The sequence below is a fragment of the Bdellovibrio sp. genome (genome assembly GCF_036384735.1).
In the GTDB taxonomy this organism is placed as follows: domain Bacteria; phylum Bdellovibrionota; class Bdellovibrionia; order Bdellovibrionales; family Bdellovibrionaceae; genus Bdellovibrio.
In genome coordinates, this window is sequence record NZ_DASVLT010000052.1 from 1 (window position 1) to 16,732 (window position 16,732).

Sequence of the window (16,732 nt, forward strand, 5' to 3'; positions counted from 1 at the left end):
TCGTTACGGAAATTTTTAGAGATCTCGTAAACTTTTTCGAAACCGCCTACCAAAAGACGTTTCAAATAAAGTTCCGGCGAAATTCTCATGTAAAGCTTCATATCCAAAGCTTTGTGATGAGTCGTAAATGGAGTCGCAGACGCACCACCATAGATGGGCTGAAGTGTCGGCGTTTCAACCTCCATGAAACCACGAGAGTCCAAGAATCTACGAATTTCAGAGATGATTTTAGAACGAGTTTGGAAAACCTTGCGAGAGTCCGCATCCGTCATCAAATCCAAGTGTCTGTGGCGATATTTAATCTCAACATCTTGAACGCCGTGGAATTTCTCTGGCAATGGTTCAATCGACTTCGTCAAAATTTGGAAGTGCTTCAAGTAAATTGAAAACTCGCCCTTTTGCGATTTGAACACATAACCTTCAACACCTACGATATCACCTAGGTCTACCAATTCAAAAGCAGCACGCTCTTGCTCTGGAAGCTCTTCCGTTTTTACATAGACTTGTACAGAACCTGTTTGATCTTGCACGTTGAAGAAGCAAGCTTTACCCATCGCACGCAAAGTCATCAAACGACCCGCAATACGGTAAACATTTTCTGGCTTCTTTTCGCCCGCTTGCAGACCTGCCGCATGCTTTTCTACGATTTCAGCAATCGCTGTCTTGTTTTCAAAAGCATAGGGATAAGGGTTGATGCCTTTCTCGCGAAGGGCATGAAGTTTTCTGCGTTTTTCAGCGCGTAGCGGATTCTCTTGGATCGACATTTACAATTACTCCAGTTGCGGGGGCCAGGCCCCCTTCACACTGTGCCCAGGGGCACCTTACAATTTTTTACCAGCGAATGCTTCCATAACACCGTGAAGAAGAGCCATGCCCTCTTTCTTAGAACGCTGGAAGGCGTTACGGCCCATAATAGAACCGAATGCGCCACCTTGAGCAAGCTCGCCCACTTCTTTAAGAATCTCTTCAGTGCCTTTTGCTTCGCCACCAGAGAAAATCACGATACGTTTACCATTGAAGCAAGACTGAACAACGTGACGAGTGCGATCCGCCAAAGTGCTGATTTTGATACCTTGTTCTTGGTAAACTTTTGCAGCGGCAGCTTGTTCGATGTGAGCTGTTGGTGGTTTTACTTTTACGATGTGCGCACCCAATTGGCAGGCAATGTGAGCGGCGTATGCGATCACGTCGATAGCTGTTTCACCTTCTTTAGAAAGTTGTTCACCACGGGCATAAGACCAGATGATCACAACAAGACCCGCTTCTTTTGCCAAACGAGATGCTTCGGCGATCTCTTCGTACATTTGCTTACGTTCGCCAGATCCTGGATAGATAGTGAAACCAATACCTACGCAACCCAAACGAAGAGCGTCGTCGATATAAGACGTCAGCGCAGAGATAGGACGCTTGTCGCCATAAAGAGTGTCCGAGTTGTTGATTTTCAAGATCAAAGGAATTTCACCAGCATAGTCACGAGCAATCGCTTCAATCGCACCCAATGGAGCTGCATAAGCATTGCAACCAGATTCAATCGCAAGCTCAACGTGGTAAGCCGGATCGTAGCCATCTGGATTTTTCGCGAATGAACGAGCAGGACCGTGTTCGAAACCTTGATCCACTGGAAGGATCACAAGTTTACCTGTACCCGCCAATTTACCGTGGTTCATCATGCGCGCTAGGTTTGTCAAAACGCCTGGGTTGTCTGCTCCATACCAGTTCAAGATCTCTCTAACTCTAGGTGTCATCGCGTTCTCCTGTCTACTTTCGGGTTTTTCCCGAGTCCGCCGTTTAGAATGTGAAATATATAAGAATTTCGGTTTTTAAAAGCCTGTCTAACGTATTGAACTTTTAGATGATAATCAAGTGCGACGCAGAGATTAACACGCTTGGCAGAAAGAAGCCTGTGATATACTGTGCGAGTCGCTCACAGAGAGGTTCCCATGAGTAAAATTACTTTCGAAACGACTCCAAATCCATCAACTATGAAGTTCTTGTTGCACACTAAAGTAGCAGATCAAGGGTTTGATTGTCCAACAGCTCAGGACGCAGAACGCTCTCCCCTGGCGGCTAAGATCTTTGGCTTCCCTTGGACTAGCGCTGTTTATGTGGGAACTGATTTTATCACTGTGACAAAACAAGACTGGGTCGACTGGGAGCTTTTAGCTCACCCGCTGAGCGGCTTGATTCAAGAACACATGGACCGCAACGAGCCTGTGGTCGTGGAGATGGTCACGACTGACGAAGAATACAACGAAAATGATTCGACGATTGTTCGCAATATCAAGTCTGTTTTGAACCGCGAAATTCGCCCGGTGGTTGCCCTTGATGGTGGCGATATTTTATTCCACAAATTTGAAGGCAATACTCTTTATATTCACATGAAGGGCGCATGTGCGGGTTGCCCAAGTTCCAGTGTTACTTTGAAAGAGGGCGTTGAAGTTCGCATGAAAGAACTCTTCCCGGAAATTCATGAAGTCGTTGCAGTCTAAGACCCTTCACGAATCAAAACTTCTTTTAAAACTTGCAGGCCCCATCATTGTTGGTCAGGTTGGACAAAACCTGATCCAGCTGGCTGACACTTTGTTGGTCGGCGCTTTGGGCCCTGTGGCTTTGGGTGCTTCTGCATTTGCAGGCAGTTTATTCATCGTCTTTTTGATTTTCGGTTTGGGTATTCTTGCACCGACGACAGCATTGTTTGCAAAGATGCAAGGCCAAGAAAATTTCCCTCACGGTGGCGTTTTGCTTCGTCATAGTTTGGCCGTCGCACTTGGCATCAGCGCCGTCTTAATTGCCGCTATTTACCTGCTGATTCCGCATTTAGCTTGGTTCGGTCAACGTGCTGAAATTTTATCTTTAGGAATGCCCTTCTTAAAAATCATTACGTGGTCCATTCTGCCTTCGATGATTTATCAATGTTACAAGCAGTTCACTGACGGCATTGGAAAAACCAAAGTTGGTATGTACGTGATGATTGCCGGCGTGATCATCAACGTGGCTTTGAACTATGTCTTGATTCACGGCTCTTACGGCTTTCCGCGTTTAGGCTTGAACGGTTCTGCGTGGGCCACTTTGATTGCTCGCACCCTGATGGCTTTCGGAATGGTTTTGTATGTCCACTTACATCCAAAATTCAAAGTCTATATGGCAGAACGTTGGATTCACAATTTCGATCATCAAATTTTAAAAAGCATGCTTCGCTTGGGAATCCCAACGGGCTTTACTTATTTCTTTGAGGTTGGTGCGTTTTCATCCGCTGCGGTGATGATGGGCTGGTTCGGAGCTATCCCATTGGCCGCTCACCAAATCACGATCAGTCTAGCTAGCACAAGCTTCTTAATCACATTGGGCATTGGCATTGCCGCCAGTATTCGCGTTGGATTTGAAATGGGTCGCGGAGATTATTCTTTGGCTCGTCATGCGGGCTTCACCGCAATAAAAATCGGTGGCTTTTACATGGGACTTTGTGCCTTGGGATTTTTCTTCCTTCGTCACTGGTTCCCGACTTTTTATGTGACAGATCCCGATGTTATCGAGTGGGCGGCACGGTTCTTTGTCGTGGTGGCTATTTTTGAGATTTTCGACGGCGTCCAGGCTGTCTCAATCGGAGCTCTTCGCGGCATGAGTGACACTCAATGGCCTGGCATTATCGCCTTCTTTGCCTACTGGGTGATGGGTTTGCCCGGAGGCTATCTTTTGGCGTTCCATTTAGGAGCAGGACCTGTGGGTATTTGGCTCGGACTCTTGATCGGTTTGATCTTCGCGTCGGTATTTTTGTCTTGGCGTTTCCACCGGTTAAGTCATCGTTATCTTTCGTCCAGTTCCAGTCCTGAGACTTAAGAAAAGTCCTCTTTTTACCGATATTTCACTCGATGTTTCAAAAAACCATCGGGCACTTTTGTCTTCTTTTGAGTCTGCTATTTTTTGTGGGTTGCTCAGACGCAACTCCACATGTGTCAGCATTGCGTGCCTTAGACCAATTCGAATTCAAAACAACCAATGTTGTCTCTGCGGATTTAAGTGTCGTTCCTCTTCAAGCCACTTGTTCTAAATTTATCTCTTCCGTGGATGTAAGCTTTGATGGCGGAACAACCTGGCAGGCCTCCACGTCTTATGATTCCGCCTCGCAGCCATGCTCGACGGCTGGCAATTACACTTTGACACTTTCAAATTCTAAATCTCCGTGGAGCAGCGAAACCTTCACCAATGGGCAAAATATTTCAGTGAAGTTCCGGGCGTTTTCTCGTGCGGGATATTACGTGTATCGCGAAGTGATTGTGAAATACACTCCCTCAGCGACGATCCGCCAAGAGGTTCTTGCTGGTATGGGTTCATCAAGCAATGGCAGCGTGAAATTAAAAGGCCGCTTGCGCGCTCAACGCCAGGTGAGCTCTTCAGGTTCAGGCTACATTCTTAAAGGAAGGATTGCCGAATGAGATTCAATGCAATCCTAACCTTGATGTTCATAAGCTTCTTGTCGTGTGCGGCGAGCGCGGGTTCTGCGGTGGGCTCACTTTTCACTTATGAGGGCGTTCTAACGGATTCCAGTGGCAATCCGATCACAACTTCGCAAACCGTGACGTTTGAAATTCTTTACAGTTCTTGTGTTTTGTATTCGGAAACTCAATCGATCACCCCAGGATCTAGTGGTGAATTCAGCGTGATCGTTGGTGCTGGAAGTCGCACGGATTCAACAAACAATACGGCGGATTTGATTTTCACGGCTTCTGATACAGCAACTTGCAGCGATGGCTCGACAGTGAATCCGACATCTGCGACAGGCCGATCTTTACATATTGCCGTTAACGGAACTGACTTAACTCCTGATGTGACTATCACGAATGTGCCTACGGCCATTTATGCAGCAAAGGCTTCTAAACTTGGAAGTTATGCTGCGACTGATTTCTTATTGAAAGCGGGTCTTCCAACTTGTACTGCGGGAACTTATTTAACTTATAATGGCTCAACCCTGAGCTGTTCTGCCGTTAGCGGCGCCACAGGAGGCACCGTCACAAGTGTGACAGCAACAGCGCCTTTGAGTGTAGCGACAAGTTCAACAACACCGGCTCTTTCCATCACACAAGCCTCATCCAGCAGTTCAGGTTATTTAAGTTCATCTGATTGGAATTCATTCAACTCGAAGTTAGGCACGTCTTTAACTGCGGGACAAATTCTAATTGGTAACTCTTCGAATATTGCGACGGCAACCTCCCTGAGCGGTGATGCGACTCTTGGTTCTTCTGGAGTCTTAACATTGGCATCCACTGGTGTTTCTGCCGGCACTTATCCGAAAGTCACTGTCGATGCAAAAGGTCGTGTCGTTGCTGGCACAGCTGCTTTGACTGCGGCAGATATTCCTGCCTTGGATTGGTCAAAAATCACCTCTGGCAAACCAACAACTTTGAGTGGTTATGGCATCACGGATTCTTTAGTCTCTAACGGTGGTGGCACTCCGTCGATTACTACAGGAAATGACACTGCCAAGCCTACTTCACCGACGACGGGCGCAATTTATTTTGCCACGGATACGAAAGCTATCTATCAATACAACGGGACAAGCTGGCTTGCGATGGGCTCGTCAGGTTCTGGTACTATCACTGCATTGACAGGCGATGTGACCGCATCTGGCTCTGGATCTGTGGCTGCCACCGTAAATTCTGTGGGTGGATCTACAGCAGCAAACGTTCATACAGCTGAATTAGCCGCTAATGCTGCAACGAACTCAAACGCAGCTTCAACGATCGTCAAGCGGGATGCCTCTGGTAACTTCACAGCGGGAACTATAACAGCAAATCTGACTGGAGCAGCTTCCCTCAACGTCCTTAAAGCCGGTGATACTATGTCTGGAAATCTGACTTTCGCTGGCAATGTCGGCAACATCTACACAGCTGGCAGCGGTGCCAATACTGTGACTTTAGAAGGTCCTTCGAGTGTCATCTCCACAAGCTATATTCTTCGCCTACCGAGCACTCAGGGTTCCTCCAACCAAATCATGATCAACGATGGCGCCGGAAATCTTGCTTGGAGCAACCTCTCAAACTTAGGTGTTACGAATGTTTCTGTGACTTCACCGATTTTGAATACAGGAACAGCGGCGGCTCCTAATATTGGAATTCAAGCAGCCTCTGGATCACAACCGGGTTACTTAACCGCCAGCGATTGGACTACTTTTAACACCAAAATGACAGCGAGTCTGAACTCGGGAAATATTTGGGTCGGCAACGCTTCGAATGTTCCCACCCCTGTCACTCCTGCCGGTGACGTGGCAATGACCAATGCGGGCGCCTTCACCGTAACTAAAATTCTTGGAACCTCCATCGGTGCGACACCGACTAGCACAGGACAGGTCCTACGATATAATGGAACTACCTGGACTCCAAACTTTGTCAGCATGAGTGATTTACGATCTACTGTCACGGGCGCTCAAGCTTTGACCACGGGATGCACTGCTGGTCAAACCCTGGTGTGGACTTCCGCCACAGACAATCTGTCTTGTACAAATATTTCAATTTCTGACTCACAAATTTCTTATTCTTCAAAAACGGCTAACACATTCTTTGCGGCTCCGAGCGGTTCTGCGGGATCGCCAACATTCCGTGCGATCGCTTCTACTGATTTGCCGATAACGGTTTATCAAAATGGCGGGAATTCACTTGGCGCCTCTGCGACAATTGGTACTAACGACAATTATCCTTTGACTGTAAAAACAGCCGGTGCTTCGCGCATGACATTGGATGCAAGCGGTAACGTCGGTATTGGAACAACAACACCGGCGGCACCTCTGGAAGTTCTGGGTACGGCATCTCCGAACATTCTTAACACTCAAGCCTCTGATACTTCACTGGGCGCAAGTTTCTACGGTCGTAAATCACGCGGTACATACGCTTCACCGACAACCGTTATGAGCGGAGATACTCTTTTGGGAATTTACGGCCTCGGCTATAACGGTTCCGCCTACGCCACATATCCAAGTGCGAGCATCGATTTCACCGCCGCTGAAAGCTTTACGACTTCTGCCAATGGCGGACAAATCAATTTAAGAACAACATTGACAGGTGGAACTGTGCCGGCAGTTCGCATGATCATTGGATCTTCAGGACGAGTTGGCATCGGAACAACCACGGCCCCGACATCGGCGATGCTTCATGTTCAATCAAATTCATCTTCTTATTCTGGTTCGTTATTCATGGCCAATTCAGATTTCGCCCTAGGAACTGCAGGAAGCCACTTGGCATTTGGAATGGGAGCCGCCACTGGCTCAACTTATGGACTGATTAATTCCTATACCGGCGGCGGCACGTCAGCTGGAAATCTTATTTTAGAAACTAACGGCGGCTCTGTCGGCATTGGCACGACGACTCCAGCTTACACTTTGCATGTCAATGGTACTGTCGCGGGAACTTCTGCTTATACCAACTTGTCAGATGCCCGTCTGAAAATGAACATCACAACTATTCCAGATGCTTTGACCAAAATCGAATCAATTCGCGGTGTCACTTTCGATTGGAATCATGAAGTCCATCCAGAACTTAAATTGAGCAACAGGCAAGAAATGGGGGTCATTGCTCAAGAGGTTGAGAAGACCTTCCCTCAAGCCGTTAATCAAGAGCCACAAACAGGAATTAAATCCGTCGCTTACTCGATGTTGATTGCGCCACTGATTGAGGCCGTTAAAGAGCTTTCAGCAAAGTGGTCTCACCAAGATCAGGTCATTCAATCACAAAGCCGCGAGATCGCCTCTTTAAAAGAGGAGAATGCAGCGGTAAGAAAGCAACTCGAAGATCAACGTAAAGAGATCGACGAAATTAAAAAGACCCTTAAGGATTCCGCTCGTTAGTGAGATCTTGACAGATCCTTATCTGCTCTATTCTAAGAAATCATCTAAAACTGACTCATCTGTAAACACAATCTTGCAGATTTGTTTTCTGTAACGTCAGAAAAGGTTAATCTAATTCTATATTCACACTGAGGTACGTAAAATGAACACACGCTTATTGCTTTCCGCAATTCTATTGGCGCCGGCCATTTCAATGGCGATGTCCAAGAATATCAAAAGCATTGATCAAAGCCATACTCCTGGCTTGATGGGCAAAATCTCTTGCAAGTATTCCGGAAGAAACAATTCTTCAGCAGCTGTTGGTTCTTACGACTTCAATTCTATTGATAGCAAGAACGTGGTTTGCGATCCCCTTTCGGGCTCCACAGCGACTTCTTCAGATCAAGGGCTGCTAGGTCGTATCATCTTGAGAACTTCCGATATGGGTTCAACAGTGAACAGTGTGATCAGTTACCTCAACCAAGGAAACTGGCTTGATCAAAAGGTTTACTTCTCGAGCGTGAATGTTCCCACTCGAGATTTTACCAAAGGCTTCACGACTCAGAACGGTGATGTTCTTACCGATGAAAACGGTAACAAGCTGATTAAAGATTTTGCTATTGAATACACGTCCGTTTTACAGCTATCTTCCTCAGATAAAGAAGGTGAATACGAAATTGCGTTGCTATCTGACGATGGCGCTCGCATGTTCATTCTAGAAAACAATACTTGGAATGAAGTGATCAACAACGATGGTGATCACGCGACTCGCATGGGCTGTCCTTACCGCACAATTCATATGGATAAAAATTCGCAAATACCTATGAAAATCGCGTACTATCAAGGGCCAGGAACTTCTTTGGCGAATGTGATGATCTGGCGTCGAGTCGCCAAGGCACACACTTGGAAAAATCCAGACAATCACTCATTATGCGGTTACCAAGGTGACAGCTACTTCTTTAACAAAAACGGTGGAATAGCTGTGGGCATGCTATGGTTGCAGCTCGAAGGCTGGAATGTCGTTGCGCCAGCGAATTTTAAAATGCCAGCACAAACAGCAAACCCTTGTGTGACTTTGTCTATCAGCAATTTTGCTGTCGCCTCTTCAGACTCTAGCAGTGCCGTACTCAATTGGACAACCAATCTGCCTGCTTCAAGTCAGTTGACGATTACCAACTTCTTTACCGGTGAACAGATCACGACACCGTATGACTCGAACCTTGTGACAAGCCATACAGTGACAGTGTCAGGACTTGTTTCTGGATCAGTTTATAAAGTTCAAGCGATCTCGAACGATGGCAAGGGCCATACCGTCACAAGTGACGCTATCACCCTTGTGATCAACTAATGGTCTACTCTTAAATTTTTCCAGCAGGACGAGAGGCCGCTCCCCCGGGAAGCGGTCCTTTCGCTTTTGTCGATGGAGTTTCATGCCAGCGAACGTCTCGCGATTCCTTAATTAAAAGCGATCCCACCACGAATGTCATCAAAGCCACGATGACCGGGTATGCGAGACCCGCATACAAATTTCCAGTGCTTGCAACTAGTGCCGTCCCGATAAATGGAACTAAGCCACCAAAGACGCCGTTTCCAATATGATATGGCAACGACATAGATGTGTAGCGAATTTGCGTCGGAAAAAGCTCAACCAAGAACGCCGCGATAGGTCCATAAACCATGGTGACAAACATCACTTGCAACCACACAAACAGCGTTAACATCCCGACATTTGGGTTCACCGCCGTTGCCATAGGATTTGCGGGGTCCCACCCAGAATAAGCAGTCATCGCTCGATAAATAGGATAATAAGCAATCGTCGCAAGTAAACAGCCAGCCATCATGATTTTCTTACGTCCTATTTTATCCGACAAACTTCCAAACACGACAAAGAAGGGAGTTCCACAAAGAAGTGCGATCGCGATAATTTTATTGGCGACAACAAAATCCACTTTCAAAACAGTCTGCAAATAATAGAGAGAATAGAATTGTCCTGTATACCAAACGACTCCCTGCCCTGCCGTCGCACCAAATAGTGCCAATAAAACAAGACGACGATTTTGAGGTTGCATGAAACTGTCTCGCAAGGGGCTTGGCGAGGCCTTACCTTCTTCTTTCATCTTAATGAACAAAGGTGACTCTGCCATTTTTCGACGAATTAAATACGAGGCCACAACTAAGACGACAGACAGCAAAAATGGAATGCGCCATCCCCAATCTTTAAAATCCGCTTCAGATAAAGACAAACGAGTCGCAAGGATCACACCCAGAGAAACAAAAAGTCCCAGCGTCGCAGTCGTTTGAATAAAGCTTGTGTAGTATCCCCGTCTTCCATCGGGGCTGTGCTCTGCAACATAGGTTGCCGCGCCCCCGTATTCGCCTCCCAAAGCAAGACCTTGAAGAAGACGCAATACCAAAAGTGCCAGCGGAGCCACGATTCCGATTTTTTCATAATTAGGTAAAAGACCAATTGCTGTTGTCGCAAGCCCCATGATTAATAGTGTCACCATAAAAGCGTACTTGCGACCAACAACGTCCCCCACCCGACCGAACACTAAGGCACCGAAGGGGCGAACAATGAAGCCTGTCGCAAAAGTTGCAAGTGTACTTAACAGTGCTGCTGTTTCATGTCCCTTAGGAAAGAATTGAGCGGAAATAATTGTCGCCAAACTTCCGAAAATATAGAAATCGTACCACTCAATCAGAGTTCCAGCACTGGATGCTGCGATGATCTTCCAGATATTACTCGGTTTTTCCGTGGTGCTTATAGCGGTCGTGGCCATTCAAGATTCCCTCCTCCGAATAACCACATTGTTGTTGAGCGGTAACTCTACTCTCAATCAATTCCTGCAAAATTTCCGACTCTTAATTTTGATTTGCCAAGAGACAACTAAAGGAAAACACCTTCGCACTTGAGACCAACGGGTGAAATAACAGGGACCGATGTCGGTTGTTCCTTTGGCTTCATGACTTGCACCCAGCCTATTTTAACCAGATCCAATGGAGACATCTTTTCTTCGATCACAAGACGCTTATACACCAAAGACGGATTTTTAAAAGAGAAGTCCTTGATCATACTTATCAGTGACATAGAACTTCCTGCGTCCGCCAAAAGCTTATTGATGATCACAATACCGCGATTCAAATTGATAAATTCATAAGGCAAACGCAAGCCCTGATTCATCGCCCACTTCGTCCAACCATCAATGGATGTTTCGTTAGGATCTTTGATATTAAGTTTCAAACGAGCCTCAACCAGCGACTTCAATTGCACTTCATTGACTTGGTTCGTGGACTTGTTACTGATTTTCCAGAATGCGCGCGCTATAACATCCGCATTTCTAATTTCAATTCCAGCTCCCAACATCATCACCTGACGTTGCATCTCAGGAGAGATCACACCGCCCATACCGAAATCTAAAATATTCACACGAATTTTCTCATCTGTGAGTCGCACCATGAAATTTCCTTGATGCAAATCCGAATGATAGAAACCACCACCAAACAAAACTTCCCAGCTCCACAGCTTTGCAAGCTCTTCGGTGACGGATTTCTTCAACTCTGGTACCAATTCGGACCAAGCGGTCGCTTCTTTATCTAGTTTTTTACCAATCACAAGCTCCTGCACCATGAAGCGAGACTCCCCCCCAGCTGAAGGAAAAATTCCCGGCACATGGAACTCGATAAAGTTCTTATACGTCGGTGTCTTCATCAGCACGGTCTTATCGTAACGTGTGGCCGCCAACTGCTGCCGCTCGATGGTTTCTTTTTGATTAAGCTCTGCCATCACTGTGGCTGTCAGGTCTGAAACGATGGGAGATAACTTCGGTGCTCCAGTTTTTTGGAATTCAGCGTTTGAATCCAAGAGAGTCGCGACTTCTGCAAGAATTCTTGCGTCTTCCTGCACCCGCTTTTCAATATCCGGCTTAATAAAACGAACGACCACATCTTGACGTTGGCCATTCACAAGGATTTTGGCACGATGAACTTGGGCCATGGTGCCAACACCCAGCGGCTTTTGCTCAAAATAAACAAATTGATAGTTCGTTTTTTCGACAGCGATAAGCTCTTGCACTTGTCGCCAGGGTACGGGACGAACAGCGTCTTCTAAAGTTTTAAAAACCTTGAGCATATCCGGATTCAAATCACCTTGGCGCGCAATAATCTGCAATAGCTTTTGCAATTGAGGTCCACTGTTTTGCACCATCAATTCGAATTTTTGCATATCGGTCGCTTGCAGGTCGCTGCCTAAAAAACTAGACACAATCAACTTTTTAGAATCCAAAGACAGGCGCGAGAAATACTCGGTCAGCATCGTCTGCATCATGATGCGCATTGAGACATCCTCTGATTGCGCAAGTCCCGAACTTGCGATTTTCTCGCCGATATGATCAAACTCTTTCAGTTTCTCAGTGAAAAGAGCATCATTTTCTTTAAGTGCCCATTCTTTCACAAGTTCGTGCCCGTTAGGATTTTGCAAAAGCAGCAAACCTTGGCCAATCATATCCGCAGACTGTGCATACTTTGCAGCCAGGGGTTCTGAATCAGCCATGGCCTTCAGTTGCTCCTCTTGCCATTCTGTATATTGATCAATTTGACGTTGCACTCGTGGACTGTCGGATTCAAAAACCGTCATGCCATGAGGGCCGTCTTTTTCAATGTAATTTAAATCCAAAGCAAGGCTCTGCGTATCAGGCCATTGCCCACGGAAACGAGTCATGAATTCCTCAAAATTGCGAACTTTAACTTTTTTGATAGGCAGAGACGCCACACCCATAAAATATTTTTGAGCACGGTCTAAATACTGTTTTTGAACCTCAGGGGTTTGGCCATAGGCCAACATCGCATAGGTCATAGCAAGGCGTTGCTCAAAAGAAAGGTATAATGGTTGAGTCTTCGCAAACGCCGACGATAGACCTCCAATAAGGAAGCTTAAGACAATAAGAATTTTTGCGAGAAACTGTCTCAACATGATACGCCTTTAAAAAGGAACTCTTTGTCCCTTTTTAGATGCACACATCACGCCTGTTTCGTTATCAATTAAAAGCTTTTTTACTGAACAGATTTTTTACATGAACCCAGAACTGTCGCTACCCTAGAACCTGAAGCTTGTCGTCAATTCTGATAGTTCCTTCATTTTCAGGAATCCACAAGGTCCCAAAAAACACATCTTTTCCTTCACGGCGATATCCCGCCAAAGTCTTCAAAGGTTCTGGTCCATTCGGCACACCTGTTTTCTGATCAATGGTGATCATCGTGCAACGTGAACAACGCTTTGGTAACGAAAAAACAACTTCACCGATCTTGATTTTCTTCCAAGAGTCTTCTTCATAAGCAGCAGCTCCTTGGAAAACAATGTTCGCGCGAAAACGATCGACTCCTACAGGATTCGGTAAGCGCGCATTGAGGTCTTCAAGGCTTTTGTTGTTCACTAAAAGCAAAGGTCTGCCATCTGCAAAACGTACTTCGGGTTTCCAATCTGGATTATGAGATAAAACACGACGTTGAGAATAAGGAGCATAGCGCACCAAGCGACAAGGTACACCCAGATACTGCGACAACGCTTGAGAGTAAAGATCTGGCTCAAGAGCCGCCTCTACCGTGTCATTCCAGATATTCACCTTGGCTTTACGTTGAAAAGAATTATTCTTTGAAATTTTAAAGAACATCTTATCAATTCCCACAGTCAAAGAGGTGGGATCACTGAACACTTCCACAGTCGCAAGCTTCGGCAAAGTACGTTGGCTTAAAAACTTTCCGTTTTCATCCACCAACATCCATTGACGATCCCCTTCAGGACCATCAACGTTGATTTTCATTTCCTTAACAGACTGCCCGCGAGCGGACTTGATTGGGTAGATATTCAGTTCTTCGATTTTCATAGCGCCAGTCTTGTTTGAGACGAACTTTCGCGCAAGAGCTTTCTGCTTTAGAAAGCCTTGCGTCCAAGAATTTAATCCTCTGTCCACCGATCAAGGTCTACCCAGCCGTCACTAAGATTTACCGTAAACATGGTTCTCTTTAGAATAAAAACAAACAAAGGAATAACTAGTGACAGCACATCCCATCTCGCTCGAGTTCACAGAGAGAATGGCCGGCCATTTCGTGCCTAGGCAATTCAGTCTTTCTTCGGAAACACCCCTTCAAAAAAATGACTTTGTGCAAATCGAAGCGAGTTCAAACAGGCAGGACTTCGAATTCACTTTGACCATCAAAACTCAAGACATCGATAAGTTTATCACGGATCCCCTTCTGCAGGCGGATGCCTTTGGGGTCGTCAGCGGGTTTTCTTCAGCGGAACCTTTGAAAATCGAAAAAGGCCTGTTCAATCTCTTCGTCCGACCTGATGCCAGCCCCGGCTTGGATACAGCCAAAGAAATGCACTATACGCTGTTCCTACGGGATGCCCAAGGAAAGCCATGGACATTCTTTGGTTTCAAAGAGGTCGTCAAAGAAGATTCCTTTGAAATGTGGGCCGAAACCACAACGCTGTATTACTACCTTTGGGAGGGACACAGCACCTTCGACACCCCTGACATCAAAAGTGTTCGCGGCGTGGGGATCTTAAGAATTTCCGTCAGTGACTTCATCAAACAACTGACCACATTTAAATCCAATGCAGACTCCGCCGTTCAAGAACAAGAAACCATCGTGAAGTTTCTGAATATTTTTGCCACCAATTTATGGCAGGCCTATGCGCCGTTTGTATTTACAACGACGACGTCCCGCTGGAACGAACATCTTTTTCCTATGAACACCACTCAGGGTGTTGCCATGGGTGAAAAAACCTTGCATCCGATCGACACCCAAGACGGCTTAACCATCTCTCTTCAACGCTTTAAAACCAAAGAAACTAGAAATGTTGTTTTACTTTTGCACGGGCTAACAACTTCCACCGACATGTACATCATGCCCGAGCAGCAAAACTTCGTGAACTATCTGCACTCGAATGGATTTACGGATGTGTGGTCATTGGACTGGCGCGGCAGTGGTCGCTTCACTTACAATTTGATGCCACACCGATACAATCTGGATGATATCGCGAAAAACGATATTCCCAAGGCCCTCGATTTCATCCGTCAAAGTTGCGGAGCTGACGTCAAGATTCACGTCGTCTGCCACTGTGTCGGCTCGTTAAGCTTTATGGCGTCCCTTGCCGCAGGTTACGTCGATAACATCACAAGCATCATTTCAAATAGTGTCTCGTTGACACCCAAGGTGCGTTGGCAAGCTTTCTTAAAAATGATCTTTGGGCCCGAACTTCTTGAATATGTTTTCGGCTATGCTTACATCAGTCCACGCATGGCTTATTTCCCAGGACCTGGTTTCGGCAAATGGATCTACTGGATGGAACGCGGCATTCGTCATGAATGCAAAGAGCCCGCTTGTCACTTGGTGAGCTTCATGTGGGGCTGGGGCTATCCAGCAGCCTACAACCATCGCAATATGCATCCTACAACACATCGACGCCTCGTGGATCTGTTTGGCGGCACCAGTTTTCACTACTATCGTCACATTCGCAAAATGCTTTTTGCAAAGGCCTCTGTGTCGTTCGATAAAAAGATCAACTATCTCGAGGAATGCAAAAAGAAACAACTACCACCGACCTTATTTATTAGTGGCAGCGACAACAATATTTTCCCAGGTTCGAACAAACAGACGTTCGAAGCTTTGAACGAGGGAAAAAATGCCGGCCGCGTTCAATATCTAGAGTTTGCAAACTACGGTCACCAGGACACCTTCATGGGACAATACTCGCACATTGAAGTATTTCCTCAACTGTTGGCCTTTTTGAAAAAGCACGAGGTGCAAGATGCAAATTGATTTTCACTTAGGGGTTACCTATGTTCTAGCACGCATGAGTGGCTTTAGTCCTTTTGAAGCCAACACAATTGCCAGCAGCTCGCAGTATGTCGACGATGCCGTCGAATCTGGAAAAATTCTTTTCAGCAACAGGTCTGCATATCAATTCGAAGCCAGCGCTCACAAGATGCTGGACTATCGAAACTTTGAAGAGCTTGCAAATCATCACGTTTGGATTCCTTTCCACTTTATTCCCGGAAATGACGTTCGCAGCAGCCAAGTTGATTCCTTGGTGCAAAAACTGATCTGCCGTCCCAACAGTGCCATCGCTCAGGATATTTTAAAAAGCTGCATCGCCAATTTCGATCGCAACTTCGGATATCATCTTCTAGGAGTAACAACTCACGCCTATGTCGATACATGGGCACATCAAGGCTTCGCGGGCCTGACGTCAGAAGTGAATAAAGTCGATGAAATCTATGACGACGAGGGCGAACTTGATGAGGAAATGATGAGTTACCGCAAAAAATATTTCCGCCGCCGTCCTTGGCGTCGATTGATCGACTGGGTAAAATCATTCTTTGTAAATACCTACAACCCCGTAGGCCATGGCACTGTTTTAAGTTATCCCGATCTGCCCTATTTGCGCTGGCGCTACAAAGACTGGGAAGGTCGTATCATCCGTCGCGACAACCCCGCAGATTACATGCAAGCCGCACAGCACGTTTTGGAGTTCTTCAAAGAAATCCGCCAAAAGCACAACTTGCCGATAGTAAAAATTTTCGACGAGGACATCGCAAAACTTAAAATGCTGATTGAAAACATCACCGACGAGGACGGCCCGACACGCCTTGAAACTTGGAAGTCAGAAATTCGCTGTGGCGCCTTCAAATTCGGAACCGACGTTTGGAAATACCAAGCCGAGGGGCCCGAAAGCTGGTTGAAGGAAGCCTTCGATATCGAATTTAATAGTCAGTTCGAACTAGAAAATGTCACCTACCGTGATTCATTTTTAAAATCCAACTGGAAGATGATGCACGACGCTTTAATTTATTATCGCTTCTGCGTTCTACACGAAGTTTTACCTAAACACGAAATTTGCGTAGCGTAAGGTTTAAA

The 16,732-nt window shown here is 46.1% G+C and carries 12 protein-coding genes; 7 read left to right on the forward strand and 5 right to left on the reverse strand.

Going from position 1 to position 16,732, the window contains the following annotated elements; all coding sequences use genetic code 11:
* Together VF412_RS15980 and VF412_RS15985 are read right to left on the reverse strand one after the other, a co-directional pair.
* Positions 1–764 (reverse strand): amino acid--tRNA ligase-related protein (locus VF412_RS15980; RefSeq protein ID WP_331340262.1); only part of this gene is annotated, 764 nt, incomplete at its 3' end.
* Positions 765–821: 57 nt separating this feature from the next.
* Positions 822–1,745 carry a class I fructose-bisphosphate aldolase gene (locus VF412_RS15985; protein WP_331340263.1) on the reverse strand — a complete coding sequence of 308 codons (924 nt, stop codon included), beginning with the start codon at positions 1,743–1,745 and terminating at the stop codon, positions 822–824.
* A 195-nt stretch (positions 1,746–1,940) separates the two neighbouring features.
* On the opposite strand from VF412_RS15985, the gene VF412_RS15990 reads away from it, so the two are divergent.
* From VF412_RS15990 to VF412_RS16010, 5 genes are all read left to right on the forward strand, one after another.
* Positions 1,941–2,489, forward strand: coding sequence for a NifU family protein (locus VF412_RS15990; protein WP_331340264.1), 549 nt, complete (start codon positions 1,941–1,943; stop codon positions 2,487–2,489).
* Positions 2,470–3,837 (forward strand): MATE family efflux transporter, encoded by a 1,368-nt coding sequence (locus VF412_RS15995; RefSeq protein ID WP_331340265.1) that lies wholly within the window; start codon positions 2,470–2,472, stop codon positions 3,835–3,837. Before VF412_RS15990 ends, VF412_RS15995 begins: the two co-directional genes overlap by 20 nt.
* Positions 3,838–3,869: 32 nt before the next feature.
* Positions 3,870–4,433 carry a hypothetical protein gene (locus VF412_RS16000; protein ID WP_331340266.1) on the forward strand — a complete coding sequence of 188 codons (564 nt, stop codon included), beginning with the start codon at positions 3,870–3,872 and terminating at the stop codon, positions 4,431–4,433.
* Entirely contained in the window at positions 4,430–7,834 is a 3,405-nt protein-coding gene (locus tag VF412_RS16005; RefSeq protein ID WP_331340267.1) for a tail fiber domain-containing protein, read from the forward strand. Before VF412_RS16000 ends, VF412_RS16005 begins: the two co-directional genes overlap by 4 nt.
* 142 nt (positions 7,835–7,976) lie before the next feature.
* Positions 7,977–9,161: a hypothetical protein gene (locus tag VF412_RS16010; RefSeq protein WP_331340268.1), complete on the forward strand. Its 1,185-nt coding sequence runs from the start codon at positions 7,977–7,979 to the stop codon at positions 9,159–9,161.
* Positions 9,162–9,171: 10 nt separating this feature from the next.
* Here VF412_RS16010 and VF412_RS16015 read toward each other — a convergent pair whose 3' ends face one another.
* The 3 genes from VF412_RS16015 to VF412_RS16025 form a co-directional block, all read right to left on the reverse strand.
* The gene (locus VF412_RS16015; protein WP_331340269.1) at positions 9,172–10,593 is read right to left on the reverse strand and encodes an MFS transporter; all 1,422 of its coding nucleotides are present in this window, start codon (positions 10,591–10,593) and stop codon (positions 9,172–9,174) included.
* A gap of 107 nt (positions 10,594–10,700) precedes the next feature.
* On the reverse strand, positions 10,701–12,782 hold the full coding sequence (locus tag VF412_RS16020) for an AarF/ABC1/UbiB kinase family protein (RefSeq protein WP_331340270.1): 2,082 nt from the start codon (positions 12,780–12,782) through the stop codon (positions 10,701–10,703).
* A gap of 118 nt (positions 12,783–12,900) precedes the next feature.
* Complete coding sequence (locus VF412_RS16025; RefSeq protein WP_331340271.1) at positions 12,901–13,692, reverse strand: MOSC domain-containing protein; 792 nt, start codon at positions 13,690–13,692, stop codon at positions 12,901–12,903.
* A 277-nt stretch (positions 13,693–13,969) separates the two neighbouring features.
* On the opposite strand from VF412_RS16025, the gene VF412_RS16030 reads away from it, so the two are divergent.
* Positions 13,970–15,634, forward strand: a complete 1,665-nt coding sequence (locus VF412_RS16030) for an alpha/beta hydrolase (RefSeq protein WP_331340272.1) — start codon at positions 13,970–13,972, stop codon at positions 15,632–15,634.
* Entirely contained in the window at positions 15,624–16,724 is a 1,101-nt protein-coding gene (locus tag VF412_RS16035; protein ID WP_331340273.1) for a DUF6765 family protein, read from the forward strand. Before VF412_RS16030 ends, VF412_RS16035 begins: the two co-directional genes overlap by 11 nt.
* The last annotated feature ends 8 nt before the right edge of the window (positions 16,725–16,732 follow it).

Bases quoted from the DNA above. Each gene is read 5' to 3' on its own strand.
- VF412_RS16015 (WP_331340269.1), bottom strand. From the start codon at position 10,593: ATGGCCACGACCGCTATAAGCACCACGGAAAAACCGAGTAATATCTGG.
- VF412_RS15985 (WP_331340263.1), bottom strand. From the start codon at position 1,745: ATGACACCTAGAGTTAGAGAGATCTTGAACTGGTATGGAGCAGACAAC.
- VF412_RS15990 (WP_331340264.1), top strand. From the start codon at position 1,941: ATGAGTAAAATTACTTTCGAAACGACTCCAAATCCATCAACTATGAAG.
- VF412_RS16035 (WP_331340273.1), top strand. From the start codon at position 15,624: ATGCAAATTGATTTTCACTTAGGGGTTACCTATGTTCTAGCACGCATG.
- VF412_RS16005 (WP_331340267.1), top strand. From the start codon at position 4,430: ATGAGATTCAATGCAATCCTAACCTTGATGTTCATAAGCTTCTTGTCG.
- VF412_RS15995 (WP_331340265.1), top strand. From the start codon at position 2,470: ATGAAGTCGTTGCAGTCTAAGACCCTTCACGAATCAAAACTTCTTTTA.
- VF412_RS16020 (WP_331340270.1), bottom strand. From the start codon at position 12,782: ATGTTGAGACAGTTTCTCGCAAAAATTCTTATTGTCTTAAGCTTCCTT.
- VF412_RS16010 (WP_331340268.1), top strand. From the start codon at position 7,977: ATGAACACACGCTTATTGCTTTCCGCAATTCTATTGGCGCCGGCCATT.
- VF412_RS16000 (WP_331340266.1), top strand. From the start codon at position 3,870: ATGTTTCAAAAAACCATCGGGCACTTTTGTCTTCTTTTGAGTCTGCTA.
- VF412_RS16025 (WP_331340271.1), bottom strand. From the start codon at position 13,692: ATGAAAATCGAAGAACTGAATATCTACCCAATCAAGTCCGCTCGCGGG.